Raw genomic sequence first — 17,694 nt, forward strand, 5'->3', positions numbered from 1 at the left:
GATAATCGAACACTGAGTCGATTATCGGATTGTTTGGCCCGTTTCCCCGGCTTAATCTTCAAGCACTTCGGCGCCACCTCAGCGCCTTTTTCGATCCACACCGGGAGCCCGAACCCCATGGCTGAAATCCTCGCGCTGCGTGACGCGGTGAAGCAATTTGTGAACGACGGCGATACCGTCGCTCTGGAAGGCTTTACCCATCTGATCCCTACGGCAGCGGGTCATGAAATCATTCGTCAGGGCAAGAAAGACCTGACGCTGGTGCGTATGACGCCTGACCTGATCTACGACCAGTTGATCGGTGCCGGCTGCGCCCGCAAGCTGATTTTCTCCTGGGGCGGCAACCCGGGTGTGGGCTCCCTGCATCGCCTGCGCGACGCGGTCGAGAAGCAATGGCCGCAACCGTTGGAAATTGAAGAGCACAGCCATGCCGACCTGGCCAATGCCTACGTCGCGGGTGCCTCGGGCCTGCCGTTCGCGGTACTGCGCGCCTACGCCGGTTCCGACCTGCCCAAGGTCAACCCGCTGATCAAGACCGTGACCTGCCCGTTCACCGGTGAAGTGCTGGCGGCGGTGCCGTCGGTGCGTCCGGACGTCACCGTGATCCACGCACAAAAGGCCGACCGCAAAGGTAACGTGTTGCTCTGGGGCATCCTCGGCGTACAGAAGGAGGCGGCCCTGGCGGCCAAGCGCTGCATCGTCACCGTCGAAGAAATCGTCGATGACCTCAATGCACCGATGAACAGCTGCGTGCTGCCGACCTGGGCCCTGACTGCGGTGTGCCATGTACCGGGTGGCGCGCATCCGTCCTACGCCCACGGCTACAACGAACGTGACAACCGCTTCTATCAGGCGTGGGACCCGATCGCCCGCGACCGTGGGACCTTCACCGCGTGGATCAATGAATACATCCACGGCACTGCCGATTTCACCGAATTCCAGGCCAAGCTGGCCACCGCGCAGGAGGCCAAGTGATGGCTTACTCGACCAATGAAATGATGACCGTCGCCGCCGCGCGCCGCCTCAAGAACGGCTCCGTCTGCTTCGTCGGCATCGGCATGCCGTCCAAGGCGGCCAACCTGGCGCGCCTGACCTCGTCGCCGGATGTGGTACTGATCTATGAGTCCGGCCCGATTGGCGCCAAGCCCTCGGTGCTGCCGCTGTCCATCGGCGATGGCGAGTTGGCGGAAACCGCGGACACCGTAGTGCCCACTGGTGAGATCTTTCGCTACTGGCTGCAAGGTGGACGCATTGACGTCGGCTTTCTCGGCGCGGCCCAGGTCGATCGTTTCGGCAACATCAACACCACGGTGGTCGGTGACTATCACCAACCCAAAGTGCGCCTGCCGGGTGCTGGCGGTGCGCCGGAGATCGCCGGTTCGGCCAAGAGCGTGCTGATCATCCTCAAGCAGTCGTCGCGTTCGTTTGTCGACAAGCTGGACTTCATCACCTCGGTCGGCCACGGCGAAGGCGGCGACTCGCGTAAACGCCTGGGCCTGCCGGGCGCCGGGCCTGTAGGGATTATTACCGACCTGTGCATCATGGAGCCGGAAGCGGGCACCCATGAGTTCGTGGTCACCGCGCTGCACCCTGGCGTCACCCGTGAGCAAGTGGTGGCTGCCACCGGTTGGGCCATTCGTTTTGCCGATCAGGTCGACACCACCGCCGAACCGACGGATGTTGAACTGACTGCGCTGCGTGACCTTGAAGCACGCACCGCGGCCGCCCATGGCCAAGCACCGGGAGAAGCCTGATGCGCGATGTCTTTATCTGTGATGCCATTCGTACCCCCATCGGCCGTTTCGGGGGAGGGCTGTCCAGCGTGCGTGCCGATGACTTGGCCGCGCTCCCGATCAAGGCACTGATCGAACGCAACCCGTCGGTGGACTGGAATGCGGTCGATGAAGTGTTCCTCGGCTGCGCCAACCAGGCCGGTGAAGACAACCGCAACGTGGCGCGCATGGCGCTGTTGCTGGCGGGCTTGCCGGACAGCGTTCCGGGCGTGACCCTCAACCGCTTGTGCGCCTCGGGCATGGACGCGATCGGCACGGCTTTCCGGGCGATTGCCAGCGGCGAAATGGAGCTGGCGATTGCCGGTGGCGTCGAGTCGATGTCCCGTGCGCCCTTCGTCATGGGCAAGGCCGATGCGGCGTTCTCGCGCAACATGAAGCTGGAAGACACCACCATTGGCTGGCGTTTTATCAACCCCTTGATGAAAGAGCAGTACGGCGTGGATGCGATGCCGCAGACCGCTGACAACGTCGCCGACGATTACAAGGTGTCCCGCGCCGACCAGGACGCCTTTGCCCTGCGCAGCCAGCAACGCACCGCTGCGGCCCAGGCCGCCGGCTTTTTCGCCGAAGAAATCGTACCGGTGCGGGTCGCCCATAAAAAAGGCGAAACCGTGGTGGAACACGATGAGCACCCACGGGACACCACCCTGGAAGCCTTGGCCAAACTCAAACCGGTCAATGGCCCGGACAAGACCGTCACCGCCGGCAACGCTTCGGGTGTGAATGACGGTGCGGCAGCGCTGATCCTGGCCTCCGCCGAGGCCGTCAAGAAACACGGGCTGACCGCACGCGCCCGCGTATTGGGCATGGCCAGCGCTGGTGTTGCACCGCGTGTGATGGGCATCGGTCCGGTGCCCGCGGTGCGCAAACTGGTGGAGCGTCTGGGCCTGGCGGTCACTGATTTTGACGTCATCGAACTGAACGAAGCCTTCGCCAGCCAAGGCTTGGCGGTGCTGCGCGAACTGGGTATCGCCGACGACGCTCCCCAGGTCAACCCGAACGGCGGCGCCATCGCCCTCGGCCACCCGCTGGGCATGAGCGGCGCGCGGCTGGTGCTGACGGCCCTGCATCAACTTGAGAAAACCGGCGGCCGTAAAGGCCTGGCGACCATGTGCGTGGGGGTAGGCCAAGGCCTGGCCCTGGCGATTGAACGCATCTAATAAGAGAGGATTGCTCCATGAGTGACAAGCCCGGATACCGGCGCCCGCAAGCGGGCACTCAACCGGATTACCTGCACCCGGCCTACCAGTCGACGAACCTGCGTTCGCCGTCCAAACCGTTGGTGTTCCTGCCCCATTCCTTGTCGGAAATCACCGGCCCGACCATCGGCGCCGAACGTGTCGACCCGAAGGACAACGACCTCACCGCCCAGCATGAAGGCGAGCCTCAGGGCGAGCGCATCATCATTCATGGCCGTGTGCTCGATGAAAACGGCCTGCCGGTGCCTGGCATCCTCGTGGAAATCTGGCAGGCCAACGCCGCCGGCCGCTACAACCACAAGCGCGACCTGCACGACGCGCCACTGGACCCGAACTTCACCGGCACCGGCCGCACCGTCACCGACGCCGAGGGCTGGTACCAGTTCCAGACCATCAAGCCCGGCGCCTACCCGTGGGGCAACCACCACAATGCGTGGCGCCCGGCGCATATCCACTTTTCGCTGTTCGGCCCGAGCGTGCTGACGCGGTTGGTGACGCAGATGTACTTCCCCGGCGACCCGCTGCTGGAATACGACCCGATCTACAACTGCGTACCCGATACCCGCGCCAAGGAACGCTTGATCGCCCGTTTCGACCTGGAAAAAACCATTCCTTCCTATGCGCTCGGCTACCGCTGGGACATCGTCCTGCGCGGCCGCGACGCCACGCCGATGGAGAAATGAGATGACACTCAACGCGACCACGTCCCACACCGTCGGGCCGTATTACCACATCGGCCTGACTTGGCTGAACCGTGAAGACCTGACCGTCGCCGCCACCCTCGGCGAGCGCGTGGCGATCAGCGGGCAAGTGGTGGATGGCAACGGCGATGTCGTCAACGACGCCATGCTCGAAGTCTGGCAGGCCAACGCCGCCGGCAAGTACGACCATCCGGAAGACGACCAGGACAAAGCGCTGGACCCCAATTTCGAAGGTTTCGGACGGGTGCCGGTGGACGCTGAAGGGCGGTTTCGCTTTACCACCATCAAGCCGGGTGCCGTGCCGGGCCTGAAGGGCAGCACCCAGGCGCCGCACTTGGTGGTGCTGGTGTTCGCCCGTGGGTTGGTGAAGCACCTGCTGACGCGGATTTATTTCGAGGGTGAGGCCTTGAATGGCGATGACCCGTTGCTGGCGTGTGTGCCTGCAGAGCGGCGGGGTACTTTGATTGCCAAGACGGATGCGGACGGTGTGCATCAGTGGAATGTGATTTTGCAAGGGACAGACAAGGAGACGGTGTTCTTCGATTACTGAGTCGTTTGTCAGGGCCCCATCGGGGGCAAGCCCCCTCCCACATTTGATAGGCGGTGTGGGAGGGGCTTGCCCCCGATGGGGCCGGTTCAGGCACTACCTACCCAAAAGTCTGCTTGCGGAACGAGGTTATTGCAAAGTATGTCTAGGCTATAACCGTTCCCACTGAGTGAAAACACATGACAACAACGACCAGTCACTACACCGGAGAAGAACGCAGCAAACGGATTTTTGCGATTGTCGGGGCTTCTTCCGGCAACCTCGTCGAATGGTTCGACTTCTACGTCTACGCCTTCTGCGCCATTTACTTTGCCCCGGCGTTCTTCCCGTCGGATGACCCTACGGTGCAACTGCTCAATACCGCCGGTGTGTTCGCCGCCGGATTCCTGATGCGCCCCATCGGCGGCTGGCTGTTTGGCCGTGTGGCCGACAAGCACGGGCGAAAGAACTCGATGATGATCTCGGTGCTGATGATGTGCGCCGGTTCCCTGGTCATCGCCTTCCTGCCCACCTACAAAGACATTGGCGCCTGGGCCCCGGCATTGCTGCTGGTGGCGCGGTTGTTCCAGGGTTTGTCGGTAGGGGGCGAATACGGCACCACCGCGACCTACATGAGCGAAGTCGCGCTCAAGGGCCAGCGTGGTTTCTTCGCGTCGTTCCAGTACGTGACGCTGATCGGCGGGCAACTGCTGGCGGTGCTGGTGGTGGTGATCCTGCAACAGATCCTCACCGAAGAAGAATTGCGCGCCTGGGGCTGGCGGATCCCGTTCGTGATCGGCGCGATTGCGGCGGTGATCTCCCTGCTGCTGCGTCGCACCTTAAAGGAAACCACCAGCAAGGAAATGCGCCAAGACAAGGATGCCGGCAGCATTGCCGCGCTGTTCCGCAACCATAAGGCCGCGTTCATCACCGTGCTCGGCTACACCGCCGGCGGCTCGCTGATTTTCTACACCTTCACCACTTACATGCAGAAGTACCTGGTGAACACCGCCGGGATGCACGCCAAGACCGCCAGCTACATCATGACCGGCGCGCTGTTTGTGTACATGTGCATGCAGCCGTTGTTCGGCATGCTCTCGGACAAGATCGGCCGCCGTAACTCGATGCTCTGGTTCGGCGCTCTCGGCACCCTGTGCACCGTACCGATCCTGCTGACCCTGAAAACCGTGACCAGCCCGTTCCTGGCCTTTGTGCTGATCTCCCTGGCCCTGGCCATCGTGAGTTTCTACACCTCGATCAGCGGCCTGGTGAAAGCGGAAATGTTCCCGCCTCATGTACGCGCCCTGGGCGTGGGCCTGGCGTACGCGGTGGCCAACGCGATCTTCGGCGGTTCGGCGGAATACGTGGCCTTGGGCCTCAAGTCCATGGGCATGGAAAACACCTTTTATTGGTACGTCACCGGCATGATGGCGGTGGCCTTCCTGTTCAGCTTGCGTCTGCCGAAACAGGCGGAGTACTTGCACCACGATCTGTAAGGGATGAGCTATGACACTGCGCACGAGCAATCAATTGTTCGACGCTTACTTCACGGCAGGCAGCATGGCCGAGGTGTTCTGCGACCAGGGCCGCTTGCAGGGCATGCTGGATTTTGAAGCCGGGTTGGCCCGGGCCCAGGCCCAGGTCGGGTTGATTCCCCAGGCCGCCGTCGCACCGATTGCCCAGGCGTGCCTGGCCTCGTTGTATGACGTGGATGCCCTCGGCGTGGCGATTGCCACGGCGGGCAATTCGGCGATTCCACTGGTGAAGGCGCTGGGCAAGTTGATTGCCAGTGAAGATGCCGGGGCCGAACGCTATGTGCACCTGGGCGCCACCAGCCAGGATGTGATGGACACCGGCCTGGTACTGCAACTGCGGCGAGCGGTGGCGCTGATCGAAGCGGACCTGACGCACCTGGGCGACATTCTTGCCGCCCAGGCCCGGCGTTATGCGGGTGTGCCGTTGGCTGGGCGTACCTGGCTGCAACATGCGACGCCGGTCACCCTGGGGATGAAAATCGCCGGGTGGCTGGGGGCGGTAACCCGCAGTCGCCAGGGTCTGGCAGAGCTGAAACCGCGCCTGCTGGTGCTGCAATTCGGCGGTGCCTCCGGCACCCTGGCAGCGCTGGGCGAGCAGGCCATGCCGGTGGCTGAGGCGCTGGCAGCGGAGTTGCAACTGAACCTGCCCGAGCAACCCTGGCACACCCAGCGCGATCGCCTGGTGGAGTTCGCCAGCGTGCTCGGTTTGATCGCGGGCAGCCTGGGCAAGTTGGGGCGCGATATCAGCCTGTTGATGCAGACCGAAGCGGCAGAGGTCTTCGAACCTTCGGCGCCGGGCAAGGGCGGCTCGTCCACCATGCCGCACAAACGTAACCCGGTGGGCGCGGCGGTGCTGATCAGCACCGCCACCCGTGTGCCGGGCCTGGTATCGACGATGTTCAGTGCCATGCCCCAGGAGCACGAGCGCAGCCTGGGCCTGTGGCATGCCGAATGGGAAACCCTGCCGGAGATTTGCCGCTTGGTGTCCGGTGCGTTGCAACAGGCCTTGCTGGTGAGCGAAGGCTTGGAAGTCGACCCGCAACGCATGGCGCAAAACCTCGACCTGACCCAAGGGCTGGTGCTGGCCGAAGCCGTCAGCATCGTGCTCGCTCAACGGCTGGGGCGCGAAACGGCGCACCATCTGCTGGAGCAATGTTGCAAACGCGCCGTCGCCGATGGGCGCCATTTGCGCGCGGTGCTGGCAGATGAACCGCAGGTCACCGCCGAGCTGTCGGCGGCCGAACTGGACCGCCTGCTCGACCCGGCCCATTACTTGGGCCAGGCGCACACCTGGGTGACCCGCGCTGTGACCGAACACTTTGCATTGACCGCCTAAGGAGGCCGCTGTGGCATTTGTACAACTCGCCGAGGGCGAACTGCATTACCAATTGGATGGGCCCGTGGATGCGCCAGTGCTGGTGCTGTCCAACTCGTTGGGCACCGACCTGCATATGTGGGACATCCAGATCCCGGCCTTCATCAAGCATTTTCGCGTGTTGCGTTTTGACACCCGTGGCCATGGCAAATCCCTGGTCACGGCGGGGCCCTACAGCATCGAGCAACTGGGGCACGATGTGCTCGCGCTGCTGGATGCGCTGGCTATTCAACGCGCGCATTTCTGCGGCCTTTCCATGGGCGGCCTGATCGGCCAATGGCTGGGCATCAACGCCGGCGAGCGTCTGCAGCGCCTGGTGGTGTGCAACACCGCCGCCAAGATCGGTACGCCGGAGGTGTGGAACCCGCGCATCGAAACGGTGTTGCGTGATGGCGCGGCGGCGATGGTCGCGCTGCGCGATGCATCGATTGCGCGCTGGTTCACCGCCGATTTCGCGGCGGCCAACCCGCACCAGGCCAAGCAGATTACCGACATGCTCGCGGCGACGTCGCCTGAAGGTTATGCCGCCAATTGCGCAGCGGTGCGCGATGCGGATTACCGTGATCAATTGGCTCGGATCAAAGTACCGACGCTGGTGGTCGCCGGCACCGAAGATGCGGTCACCCCGCCTGCAGGCAGTCACTTTATCCAGAACCATGTGCAGGGCGCCGAATACGCCGAGTTTTATGCGGCACACCTGTCGAATGTGCAGGTCGGCGCGGCGTTCAGTGACCGTGTGCTGGCATTTTTGCTGGCGCACTAAACCTGTGGCGAGGGCGCTCACCACCAGTAATCGATTTGAATACGGAGAGTTTTTTTTGGACGAAAAACAACGTTATGCCGAAGGCCTGCAGGTGCGCCGCGAAGTGCTGGGCGACGCCCATGTCGACCGCAGCCTCAATGCCCTGACCGAGTTCAACAGCGAGTTCCAGGAAATGATCACCCGCCACGCCTGGGGTGATATCTGGACCCGCCCCGGCCTGCCGCGGCACACCCGCAGCCTGATCACCATCGCCATGCTGATCGGCATGAACCGCAGCGAAGAACTCAAGCTGCACCTGCGCGCCGCCGCGAGCAACGGCGTGACCCGCGCCGAGATCAAGGAAGTGTTGATGCAAAGCGCGATCTACTGCGGGATTCCGGCGGCGAATGCCACGTTCCACCTGGCGGAGTCGGTGTGGGATGAGCTGGGCGTCGAGTCGCGCCAACCAGACTGAATTGAAGTGCAGTCAACCTGTGGGAGAGGGCTCCAGACGTCAGTGAGAATCGGCGTCCCACACCCAATTCCACACACCCGGCAGATGCACAGGCTCGCTGACATCCTTTACCGTCCTCGCCAGCGCCGCGCGCTGAAGCTGGGCAGTGTTGGTATAGAACGGTTCAACGGCGGTCTTCATGCCGTTGATCCGCGCGCTGTCCAGCAGGATCTGCAAATATTCCTGCATATGCCTGGCGGTGTAGCGGTTGATGTCGTGGAAGGTCACCACCACGGGTATCACCCCGTCCACCGTGGGCAACTCCCCCAGGGCGATGCGCTCGCGCACCACCGAGAGTTGCCGGTACACGTTGGCCCGGCGGCGGGGGCTGCCGTTGAAGCCCCAGATCTTGCCGTCATTGGCGCTCAAGTCCGTCAGCAACACCTGCATGCCATGACGCTGGTAAGCGGCGAAGGTACGGCGGTCGTAATTCCAGAACGGCGGTCGGACCAGTACGGGCGGTGAGCCCGTGATCGCGGCAATGTCGGCGGCGCCCTGGGTGAGGGTGCGTTCCAGCTCAGCGTTGCTCAGCCAGCGGTGGTTGGTATGAAACGCGGTGGCGGTGTGGAAAGCCAGGATGTGGCCGGCCGCATACTCGCGCTGCATGGTCTTGTGGCCCCGTGAACTGCCGCCGGAGCGTGAGGCTTCGGTCTGCAAAAAGAACACCGCCTTGATCCCCGGCAGCACGGGGTTTTGCGCCAGGTCAGCCACAACTGAGCGGCTCGGGTTGTTATAGCCCGAGGCGCTGGGACCGTCGTCGAAGGTCAGCAGGAAACGGATCGGCGCCTGGTTTTGCAGGCGTTGTGCGGTCTGCGGGGTAAGCGCGATGGGCGCGCTTATGCAACCGCTGAGCAGAATCGACAGAATGACAATCAGGTATTTCATGGCGGCCTGGGTAAAAAGGTGGTCATCCGTGTCGCTAAGTTCCCTGTGCCGGGTAAAGGGCGCGTGCACGATACAGCATGATTGCGCCTGTCATCATCGGTAAATCCCGCCGTTGGTCTTAAGGCGGGGCGGGCCGCTGCGTGAGCCCGCTTTCAGGTGTCAGTAGCGTTGTCGCAATGGCGTGCCCATTTCGTGGTTAAGCGAGTTCTCAGTAAACGGCGCGGGGTTGGTCGAGGTGGGAGGCGTGGAGGGGTCGTTATCGAAGTCGAACGGCGGCGCATTGGTTGCCAGGCCCACGGCTTGCTGTTCCGAGTTGGGTGGGCCGGGAAGCTCAGGATGCGCTGCGGTCGGATCGCTCAGGCCTGGCAGGAATGTGCCATTGGCGCCGTTCCAGGCGTGCGCCATCTCATGGTAAAGGAGCAACAGCGGCAAGAGCAGGTCGCCGCCCTCGTAGATATGAGCTGGGTTGTAGGAAATCGTGGCTCTATTCGCGCGCGCTCCGGCTACCCCGTCCTTGATGAAACCGTACATTGGGGCATTTGGCTCACAGGTAAGCTGATGAGCGTCTTTCAATGTTTGCAGATCAGTGTTCCAGTAATCGTAGTAATCGTTGCTCTCTGCGAATGGCACAATGTATACGGGGGCACCATTTTGCACCGCGGCCTTGTCCAAAGCCTCGAGCATTTTTTGCCCTTGGGGCGATGCGCGAAGCAGCGCCAGGTCGTCTTCGACTCGCTGAATGAAATCGGGTGCCCCGTCGATGACGAAGGCGAGTTGTCCCGCGTCGGAAGGCTTCACGTAGGTGACAGTTGAACCTTGGGTGCCGATCAGACGATCCGTCTCTTGTGCATAGATACGTGCCTGAGTGGTGTTGGTCACGACTGTGTCGCTTCCCTCACCGGTGTAGAAGGTGGTGTGGGTGTAGCCAACCAACGTGTCGTCACCCTGGCCGCCATTGAGTACCGAATACCCGTCGCCCGCGTAGAGCTTGTCGTCGCCCGTACCGCCATCGAGGTGGCTGTGTTTACTGTTCGGTCCGTGGCTTGCGTACAGGCGATCGTTGCCATTGTTGCCGTACATGACCGCGTGGCCGGTGCCTCCAATTATCGTGTCGTCGCCCTCATTGCCTTCTGCATAGCCTATGCCGCTGCCAAGGCGGATATGGTCATTGCCGCGCCCGCCATAGATGCTGGTGTTGCCGCCACCTGCCTGGATAACGTCATCGCCGTCTTCGGCTTCGATCTCCACGGGTACGGTGACAGTGGGGTCGATGGTAATACGGTCGTCACCCGCCCCGGTTTTGATGTGGAGAAAGGTCGGAACGTTTGAATGGCCGTCACCGGTATTGAAGGTGTAGTCGCGACCGTTCACTTGCGCGTACAGCTGGCCGTCAGGGCGTTGGCTGATATGGATCTGGTCCGATTTTTCGCCGGTTTCGAGGTACAAAATGTTAGCCAGCGTTTCTGGCCGTTCAGGGTTCTTGAGACCCTGGGTCAACAGCTGCCCTGCACGGAGGTTGCCGTCATCCACCAGCATTTTTCTTTGGGTTTGAGTACGGGGTGCGTCGGGGGGGTCAGAGGGGTGATTGCTGGCAGAAGGGTGGGGGGATGGTGGCATAGAGTGGTTTTGAGGTGGGTTTATTGCGCTCACGGACGGTCACCTTTCTGTCAGATTATGTGATCTTTGTCGCCAGCATTTACCGCGCAGGCGCACCTATCCTTCTGTCGAGCGAGCACAGGTAAATGTTCCTATTCCAATTGAGGCCAGTTGCTACAAAAGCAGCCGCGATCAATCAGGGTGTGATTGTACGTGGGCAGCCCAGTCCGCCGGCGCGGGCGCTGCGGTCTTCCTTGCCGCAGAAAAAACCGAGGTTGGCGTCCAGGGTCCAGTCGCCGATGGGCTGACAAACGCCATCGGGTTCATCCTGCGTATTGTTTGCGCAGCGGCCTACCCATTTCTTTATTCAACGCGTTTTCGGTGAAGGCCTTGGGGTTGCTCGCGGTCGGTGGGGTGGCCGGGTCATTGTCGAAATCAAACGGTTGCGCGGTAGTGGGCAGCCCCACCGCTTGGCGTTCACTGTTGTGGATGTCGTGGGGCTGGCCTTCAACGTCTTCCTGCGTGGTGCCTGTGAAGGTTGTGCCATTGCCGGCGTTATAGGCGTGGACCATTTCGTGGTAGAGCCCGACGATGGGCAGCTGAGTCACGCCTGCCAATACGTTCAGGTGTGACCGGTTGTAGTGAATCTGAGCGCGGTCCGCACGAGACCCCGGCACACCGTTGATCATGAATCCCCATTTTGGATCCTCGTCGGACACGGGCGCGCGTTCGTCCTGCAGCAACGCCTTGAGTTCCTGGCTGCCATAGACGTAGCTGGACTCCGTGTCGCTCGGGTCTTCCACGATTGTCACCGGGGCGCCATTGCGCAGCGCAACGGCCTCCATCTCGGCGAGCATCTGCTGGCCTTGGGGGGAGGTGCGAAGTAACGCCAAGTCGTCTTCGACGCGTTGGATGAAGTCGGCAGACCCGTTGATCACAACACCCAGGATCGGGCCGTCATGGGCAGATACAGCGGTCAACACCGATCCATTGAGGTGCTTGATCGTGTCGCTGGCTTTAGCGTAGATCGCGTCGCCTGGGCGATTGGCGATGACGGTATCGGCGCCGATGCCGGTGTAGAAGGTCGTCTGGTCGTGGCCGATCAACCGATCATTTCCGGTGCCACCCTGCAAGACGGTATGGCCGTTGCCGGCGTAGAGCTGGTCGTTGCCATTGCCACCGTCCATATAGCTCTTTTTGTGGCGGGGGCCCGCACCGGCATAGAGGCGGTCATTGCCATTATTGCCATAGACCACGTTATCGCCGGGGCCGCCCATGATGATGTCGTCACCGTCGTTGCCTTCGGCGTATCCCATGCCGCTGCCCAGGCGCACGACATCGTTACCGTTGCCGCCGAACACGCGGGTATAGCCGCCACCGGCCCTGACCCAGTCATCGCCGTCACCGGTTTCAATCGTGATGGGCTGCATGACGTTGGCGTCAATGCTCACGTTGTCATTGCCGCCGTGGGTTTTCAGGTGGAACTTCAACGCTTGGCCTTCTTTATCGTGGCTGGCGAAGTGGTACAACTGGTCGTTGACCCGAATATTCAACTGACCGTAGTGAGTTTGGCTGATGTGGACCTGGTCCGCCTGATCGCCGGTTTCAAGCACCAGGCGTTGGTTGAGGGGGGAGGGATAACCTTGTTCCCATAAGGATTGCCCACTGGCTTTCACATTGCCGTCATTCAGAAACACATGTTGATGGGCCTGGATCGGCGGGACCGTGTGAAATTTTAGATGGGGTGGTTTGGCGAGCCCGTAGTGACGGTCGTCAAAGGTCGCTACGGGGGCTTGCGATACGCGCACGTTGCCGTGCGCAAGGGGCGAGGGAGAGCGGGTAAGGCCGTTCGAAACGTCCATGGGTGATCCTACGTTGAGAGACCGGTGTTATTCATGCCCATCGACAGTGGCCGCCCGCGCCAAAACGTTCCCTCCAAGCTGTCAGTCGGCTTTACAACAGACTGATCGGGTAACTGACGATCAACCGGTTCTCATCGAACTCGTTGTTGCTGTAGTCGCGACGCATGCTGGAATTGCGCCAGCGCACGTTTAGGTTTTTCAGGCTGCCGCTTTGCACGGTATAGCCCAGTTCGCTTTCGCGGCCCCATTCCTTACCGTCGGTGATTGAACCTGTGTGCACGTTGCTGCCGCTGATATAGCGGTTCATCAGGGTCAGGCCAGGCACGCCGAGGGCGACGAAGTTGTAGTCGTGGCGCACTTGCCAGGATTTCTCCTGGGCGTTGTCGTAGCTGGCGTTGTAGCTGTCGTTGGCCAGGGTGCCGCCGCTGGTGCCGTTGACGCGCATCCAGGCGCTGCTGCCGGTGAGTTTTTGCAGGCCGACGTAGAAGGTGTTACCGCCGTATTTGGCCGAGAACAGGCCGGACCAGGTCTTGTTGTCCAGGTCGCCGGCGCGGGCGCTGCCGTCTTCCTTGCCGTAGAAAAAGCCGAGGTTGGCGCCCAGGGTCCAGTCGCCGATGGGCTGGCTGTGGATCAAGTTGACGAACTGTTGGCTGTAGATGTCCTTGAGTTGCGCGTTCCATAGGCCGATCTGGGTGCGCTTGTCGTTGAACGCGTATTCGCCGCCCTGGAAGTTGAAACGGTCGGAGGTGAAGGCGGTTTTACCGACCATCGACATGTCCGTCATGCTGCTGTCGTCACGCGGGCTGTTGGCGCGGAACTGGCCGCCGTAGAGGGTCAGGCCGTCTATTTCCTTGGACGTTATCTGGCCGCCGCGCAGGGTTTGCGGCAGGGAGCGGCCGTCGTCCGAACGCAGGATCGGCAGCACCGGCATCCATTCGCCAACCTTCACTTCGGTCTTGGACATACGCGCCTTGAACGCTACGCCCAGACGCCCGAACTCATCGGCGGGGCGGCCGTCACGGTCCAGCGGCAACAGTTGGGTACCCCCGGTGCCGCGCCCGCCATCCAGCTTCAACGCGTACAGACCGAGCACATCCACACCGAAACCCACGGTGCCTTGGGTAAAGCCGGACTTGGCGTCGAGGATAAAACTCTGCGTCCACTCCTGCGCGCCGCCCTGGGCCTTGGTGGGGTTGGTGAAATTGCGGTTGAAGAAGAAATTGCGCAGGTTGAGGTTGGCGCTGGCGTCCTCGAGAAAGCCGTGCTCTTCAGCGACGACGGGCAAGGCAAGGCTGGCGACAGCGGTGGCCAGCAGGAGCCGGCGCGGGTGGAAAGTACTCATGGCGTAAGGACCTGTTGTTATTGGGTTTATGCAGGTGGCGGCCATGGTGCGGGGCGGTGCGGGGGCGATGAAAGTGGGGCGGGGCGGGTTGTGGGCGATGATCGAACGAAAGTTGCCGGGCCGGACTCATGAGGTTCGGCCCGGTTTTCGGGGCTCAGTGCAGGGTGTTCAAACTGGTCCACGGGATGGCGGGCAGAAATTTCTGGCAGGCGAGGGTTGCGGCCACCATTGCCATCAAGAACACCACTTGCAGCGGGCTCCAATAAGCCCAGTGCAACCCTTTGATCCACGGAATCCTGGCATTGAAGTTTTCGTTGACCTTGCCGATTCGCCGCGAGTGGAACAGGCTGATCAGGATCATGCCCAGGTAGGTCAGCATGCCCATGACCCCGAGAATGTAGCCAAACACCAGTAGCATCACCAATTGGGGAATACCATGGCGTAGCACGAGTCTGAACTGGCGGACGCTGAGCCGCTTGGGCAACAGGCGTTCGCTGAGCCACAGGTCCTGGACGATCAGGCGTGAGGTGAAGTCGGCCCATAATTGGGCGCCGCGCAAGGCGCAGAGCGCGGGAATGACCGACAGCAGGATAAACAAAAAGAATTTGGCCGGCAGTGAGGTGTCGAGGACTTGATGAAAGGCCAGGCCGTTGGCCAGGGCTAATCCGGCCCAGACTCTGATCCAGCTATCAAGGGTCACCCCACGCGGCAGGAATTTTCGCCAGAAGAAAACGTGCGAATCCGGCAGTCGTTCCAGCAAGTCCGGGTAGCGCCAGGTCAGCACTTCAGACAGGTGTCGAGTGGCATTCCACGCATTCTCATCAAAGCCTGCGACCAAGCGGTATTGTTCCTTCACGCTCATCGGCGTAAGCAACAGGCGCGCCGCCAACGCATCGGCAGAGGTGCGGCGGGTGTCGTTTGCCGTGTCTTGCAGGTTGACGAAGAAACTTTCCTGCTCACAGCGCGACACCAATTCGCGCCACATCCAAGCCGGCTCCGGGTACACACCTTTCTGGTCGTCCCAGCTGAACGCCTGGCACACGCGTTCGAACAGCGGCACGCTCCACTGTGTGTCATGCAGCAGCTGCAGGAGGATGCGTTGCCACTGCTGCTGCAGGTCGAACACCCGCAGCCAGGGCTGGTTGTTGTACTGCGTCAGTTGGGTGATGAACTCGCGCTCGGCCTTTTGCTCCAGCAGTTCCTGCAAGGTGCGGCGGTAGTCCTGCAGCAGTTCGCCGCTCAGCGCGTCGTGCTGCCACGGCGTCATGGCGACCTGTTGCCAGGGCGTCAGCCATTCCAGGTGGTTTGCTGCCCAACGGGCGATGGCGCTGCGTTCGCCTGGTGCTTCGAAACAATGGCGCAACAGGCCGGCCTGGAACGCATCGGCACAATTTTGTTGCCGGGCCTGGGCCCAGCGTTCATCGAGGTTGTGCGCGTTAAGGCCGTCGAGCAACGCCAGGGCCGGGTCCGGTGCAGGCGTCTGGAAAGGCGCAGGGCTGACGGGGCTGATGTTCATCAGCTCGGCCAGGTCATTCAGGTTGCCGTAGGTTGCTTCGACCACGGGCGCCTGGACGCTCTCTTGCTCTTCTTCACAGTCAGCCCGCCAGCGTGCGTAGCCCAGTGCTTGTTCATAGGCTTCGCGCAGTCGCTGGAAGCCGGCCGCATCGTCATCCGGGCGGCAGTTTTTCAACAGCCGCGCATAGGTGCGCTTGATGGTGCGCTCGTCAGCGTCTTCCGGCAGTTGCAGTACGGTCCAACACTCCATGTCGTATTCCCTCAGCGCCAGAACCCGTTGTCGAGCTGCTCAAGTTGTCGGGTCAGTTCGCTGCGGGCTTCGCGGATGCGGCGTTCGTCCTGGGTGTCGAGCACTTGCTGGAACTGTGCGGCCCAGTGCCCGAGCTGCTCGCGCAGTTCGCCGAGATTTTCCTGGTAGAGGCGCTCGAGGCGCGCCGTCAGCACGGTGTTGACCTGCTGGTCGCGCGGGTGAACCTTCAACTGCGCCAGCGCTTGCAGGCGTTGCTGGATCTCGTCGGGGCTGAGCACGCCGGGGTTGTTCTCGATCACCAGCGAGTGCTGCTCGCCGGTCAGCGGGATATTCACCTGCGCTTCCAGCAGACCGTTGTTGTCGTAGGTGAAGCGCACGTCCAACGACACTTCACCGGCTTTGCGCTTGGGCACTGGGATGTCCAGTTGGCCCAGCTCGATGTTGTCTTTGACCAGGCGACTTTCGCCCTGGTAGATCTTCAGCAGGACGCGGGTCTGGTCGTCGTACAGGGTGACCACGCTTTTGACCCGGCTCACCGGCACGCTGCTGTTGCGTTCGATCAGCGGCAGGTAGTGGCCGCTTTCGATATGGCCACCGTACTGGTTCGAGGTTTCGATGCCGAGGGTATAGGGGCAGACGTCGGTCAGCACCACTTCTTCCAGTGCCGCGGAGCGCGCCTTGAGTGCCGCTTGGATCGCGGCGCCGTGGGCGACCACCTGGTCCGGGTCGAGGCTGATGGACGGGAAGCGGCCGAACAGACCGGCGGCGAGCTTGCGCACCAACGGCATGCGCGTGGTGCCGCCCACCAGCAGGATTTCATCCAAGTCGCTGACACGAATCCGCGCATCCCGCAGGGCCCGCTCGATCGGCGCACGCAGGCGCTCCAGCAGCGGCGTGTAGAGCTTGGCCAGCTCCTGCTGGGTGATGGTTTTTACCCACTGCTGGCCGTCGACACGCAGGGCGAACTCGGCGCTGTCATCCTGGCCAAGGGCTTTGCGCACGCGTTCGGCTTCGCGGCGCAGGGCTTGCAGCACGCTGCTGGTGGGCGGGAAGCCTTGGGCATTGCGTTGGCTGTCGACGAAGTGTTCCAGCAACAGGGTGTCGAAGTCTTCGCCGCCGAGGAAGTTGTCACCGGCGCTGGCGCGCACTTCCATCACGCCGTCGAACAGCTCGATGATCGACACGTCGAAGGTGCCGCCGCCGAGGTCGAAGACCAGGAACGAGGTTTCTTTATCGCGCTGATGCAGGCCGTAGGCGAGGGCGGCAGCGGTGGGTTCGTTGATCAGTTTTTCAACGTTGAGCCCCGCCAGTTCACCGGCAATGCGTGTGGCTTTGCGTTGGCCGTCGCTGAAATAGGCGGGCACGCTGATCACGGCGTCGGTGACGGTGTGGCCGTAGGTGCGCTCGATGTCTTCCTTGAGGCTTTTGAGCACCAGCGCGGAGAGTTCTTCCGGGCGAAACGAGCGATCGCCCAGGCGCACTTCGGTGGCACTGCCCATGTAGCGCTTGAACAGCGAAGTGGTCAGGTGCGGGTGGGTGTGCAAGCGCTCTTTGGCTGCCTGGCCTACCAGGACACGGCCTTGATCATCCAGCCCGACCACGCTGGGGGTCAGCAACTGGCCAAGGGCATTGGGCACTAATTCGGCGGCATCACCGCGCCAGACGGCCGCGAGACTGTTGGTGGTCCCCAGGTCGATTCCTACGATCATTACGACAAGCTCCCTCTGTGGTCTGTAAGAATCTGTAACCAATTTTATCCTGAAAGCTTGGGCGGAAAGCAAGGCAACCTGCGTTCGCGCCAAAAACGGGCATAAAAAAACCGCTTCCGGTGAGGGAAGCGGTTTTTTGTTTACGCCAGC

Annotated in this window: 15 protein-coding genes; 9 read left to right on the forward strand and 6 right to left on the reverse strand. The window is 61.9% G+C overall.

Annotated features, from left to right (window positions below):
* The first annotated feature begins 117 nt into the window (after window positions 1-117).
* The 9 genes from QCBJ_RS24405 (at window position 118) to pcaC (ending at window position 8,346) form a co-directional block, all read left to right on the forward strand.
* The gene (locus QCBJ_RS24405) at window positions 118-975 is read left to right on the forward strand and encodes a CoA transferase subunit A (protein ID WP_010212331.1); all 858 of its coding nucleotides are present in this window, start codon (window positions 118-120) and stop codon (window positions 973-975) included.
* Window positions 972-1,754, forward strand: a complete 783-nt coding sequence (locus QCBJ_RS24410) for a CoA-transferase subunit beta (protein WP_177410681.1) — start codon at window positions 972-974, stop codon at window positions 1,752-1,754. Before QCBJ_RS24405 ends, QCBJ_RS24410 begins: the two co-directional genes overlap by 4 nt.
* On the forward strand, window positions 1,751-2,953 hold the full coding sequence (pcaF, locus tag QCBJ_RS24415) for a 3-oxoadipyl-CoA thiolase (protein WP_173390398.1): 1,203 nt from the start codon (window positions 1,751-1,753) through the stop codon (window positions 2,951-2,953). Before QCBJ_RS24410 ends, pcaF begins: the two co-directional genes overlap by 4 nt.
* Before the next feature lie 17 nt (window positions 2,954-2,970).
* Window positions 2,971-3,675, forward strand: coding sequence for a protocatechuate 3,4-dioxygenase subunit beta (pcaH, locus tag QCBJ_RS24420; RefSeq protein WP_012722671.1), 705 nt, complete (start codon window positions 2,971-2,973; stop codon window positions 3,673-3,675).
* 1 nt (window position 3,676) lies between these two features.
* Complete coding sequence (gene pcaG / locus QCBJ_RS24425; protein WP_102061765.1) at window positions 3,677-4,243, forward strand: protocatechuate 3,4-dioxygenase subunit alpha; 567 nt, start codon at window positions 3,677-3,679, stop codon at window positions 4,241-4,243.
* A 176-nt stretch (window positions 4,244-4,419) separates the two neighbouring features.
* Complete coding sequence (locus tag QCBJ_RS24430; RefSeq protein ID WP_012722673.1) at window positions 4,420-5,715, forward strand: MFS family transporter; 1,296 nt, start codon at window positions 4,420-4,422, stop codon at window positions 5,713-5,715.
* A gap of 10 nt (window positions 5,716-5,725) precedes the next feature.
* Complete coding sequence (locus QCBJ_RS24435) at window positions 5,726-7,090, forward strand: 3-carboxy-cis,cis-muconate cycloisomerase (RefSeq protein WP_102061766.1); 1,365 nt, start codon at window positions 5,726-5,728, stop codon at window positions 7,088-7,090.
* A gap of 10 nt (window positions 7,091-7,100) precedes the next feature.
* Entirely contained in the window at window positions 7,101-7,892 is a 792-nt protein-coding gene (gene pcaD, locus QCBJ_RS24440) for a 3-oxoadipate enol-lactonase (protein ID WP_102061767.1), read from the forward strand.
* 55 nt (window positions 7,893-7,947) lie between these two features.
* The gene (pcaC, locus tag QCBJ_RS24445; RefSeq protein ID WP_012722676.1) at window positions 7,948-8,346 is read left to right on the forward strand and encodes a 4-carboxymuconolactone decarboxylase; all 399 of its coding nucleotides are present in this window, start codon (window positions 7,948-7,950) and stop codon (window positions 8,344-8,346) included.
* A gap of 39 nt (window positions 8,347-8,385) precedes the next feature.
* On the opposite strand, the gene QCBJ_RS24450 is transcribed toward pcaC, so the two are convergent.
* From QCBJ_RS24450 to QCBJ_RS24475, 6 genes are all read right to left on the reverse strand, one after another.
* On the reverse strand, window positions 8,386-9,270 hold the full coding sequence (locus QCBJ_RS24450) for a polysaccharide deacetylase family protein (protein WP_102061768.1): 885 nt from the start codon (window positions 9,268-9,270) through the stop codon (window positions 8,386-8,388).
* Window positions 9,271-9,429: 159 nt separating this feature from the next.
* On the reverse strand, window positions 9,430-10,806 hold the full coding sequence (locus QCBJ_RS24455; protein WP_256581563.1) for a M91 family zinc metallopeptidase: 1,377 nt from the start codon (window positions 10,804-10,806) through the stop codon (window positions 9,430-9,432).
* Between the two features lie 383 nt (window positions 10,807-11,189).
* A complete protein-coding gene (locus QCBJ_RS24460; RefSeq protein ID WP_052958856.1) occupies window positions 11,190-12,728 on the reverse strand; it encodes a M91 family zinc metallopeptidase in 1,539 nt (512 codons plus the stop codon).
* Window positions 12,729-12,819: 91 nt separating this feature from the next.
* Window positions 12,820-14,070 carry an OprD family porin gene (locus tag QCBJ_RS24465; RefSeq protein ID WP_102061770.1) on the reverse strand — a complete coding sequence of 417 codons (1,251 nt, stop codon included), beginning with the start codon at window positions 14,068-14,070 and terminating at the stop codon, window positions 12,820-12,822.
* A gap of 154 nt (window positions 14,071-14,224) precedes the next feature.
* Window positions 14,225-15,835 carry a J domain-containing protein gene (locus QCBJ_RS24470; protein ID WP_102061771.1) on the reverse strand — a complete coding sequence of 537 codons (1,611 nt, stop codon included), beginning with the start codon at window positions 15,833-15,835 and terminating at the stop codon, window positions 14,225-14,227.
* An 11-nt stretch (window positions 15,836-15,846) separates the two neighbouring features.
* Window positions 15,847-17,544, reverse strand: coding sequence for a molecular chaperone HscC (locus QCBJ_RS24475; protein WP_064055010.1), 1,698 nt, complete (start codon window positions 17,542-17,544; stop codon window positions 15,847-15,849).
* Window positions 17,545-17,694 lie beyond the last annotated feature (150 nt).

It is taken from the genome of Pseudomonas sp. QC2 (assembly GCF_002859085.1).
Taxonomy (GTDB): domain Bacteria; phylum Pseudomonadota; class Gammaproteobacteria; order Pseudomonadales; family Pseudomonadaceae; genus Aquipseudomonas; species Aquipseudomonas petroselini.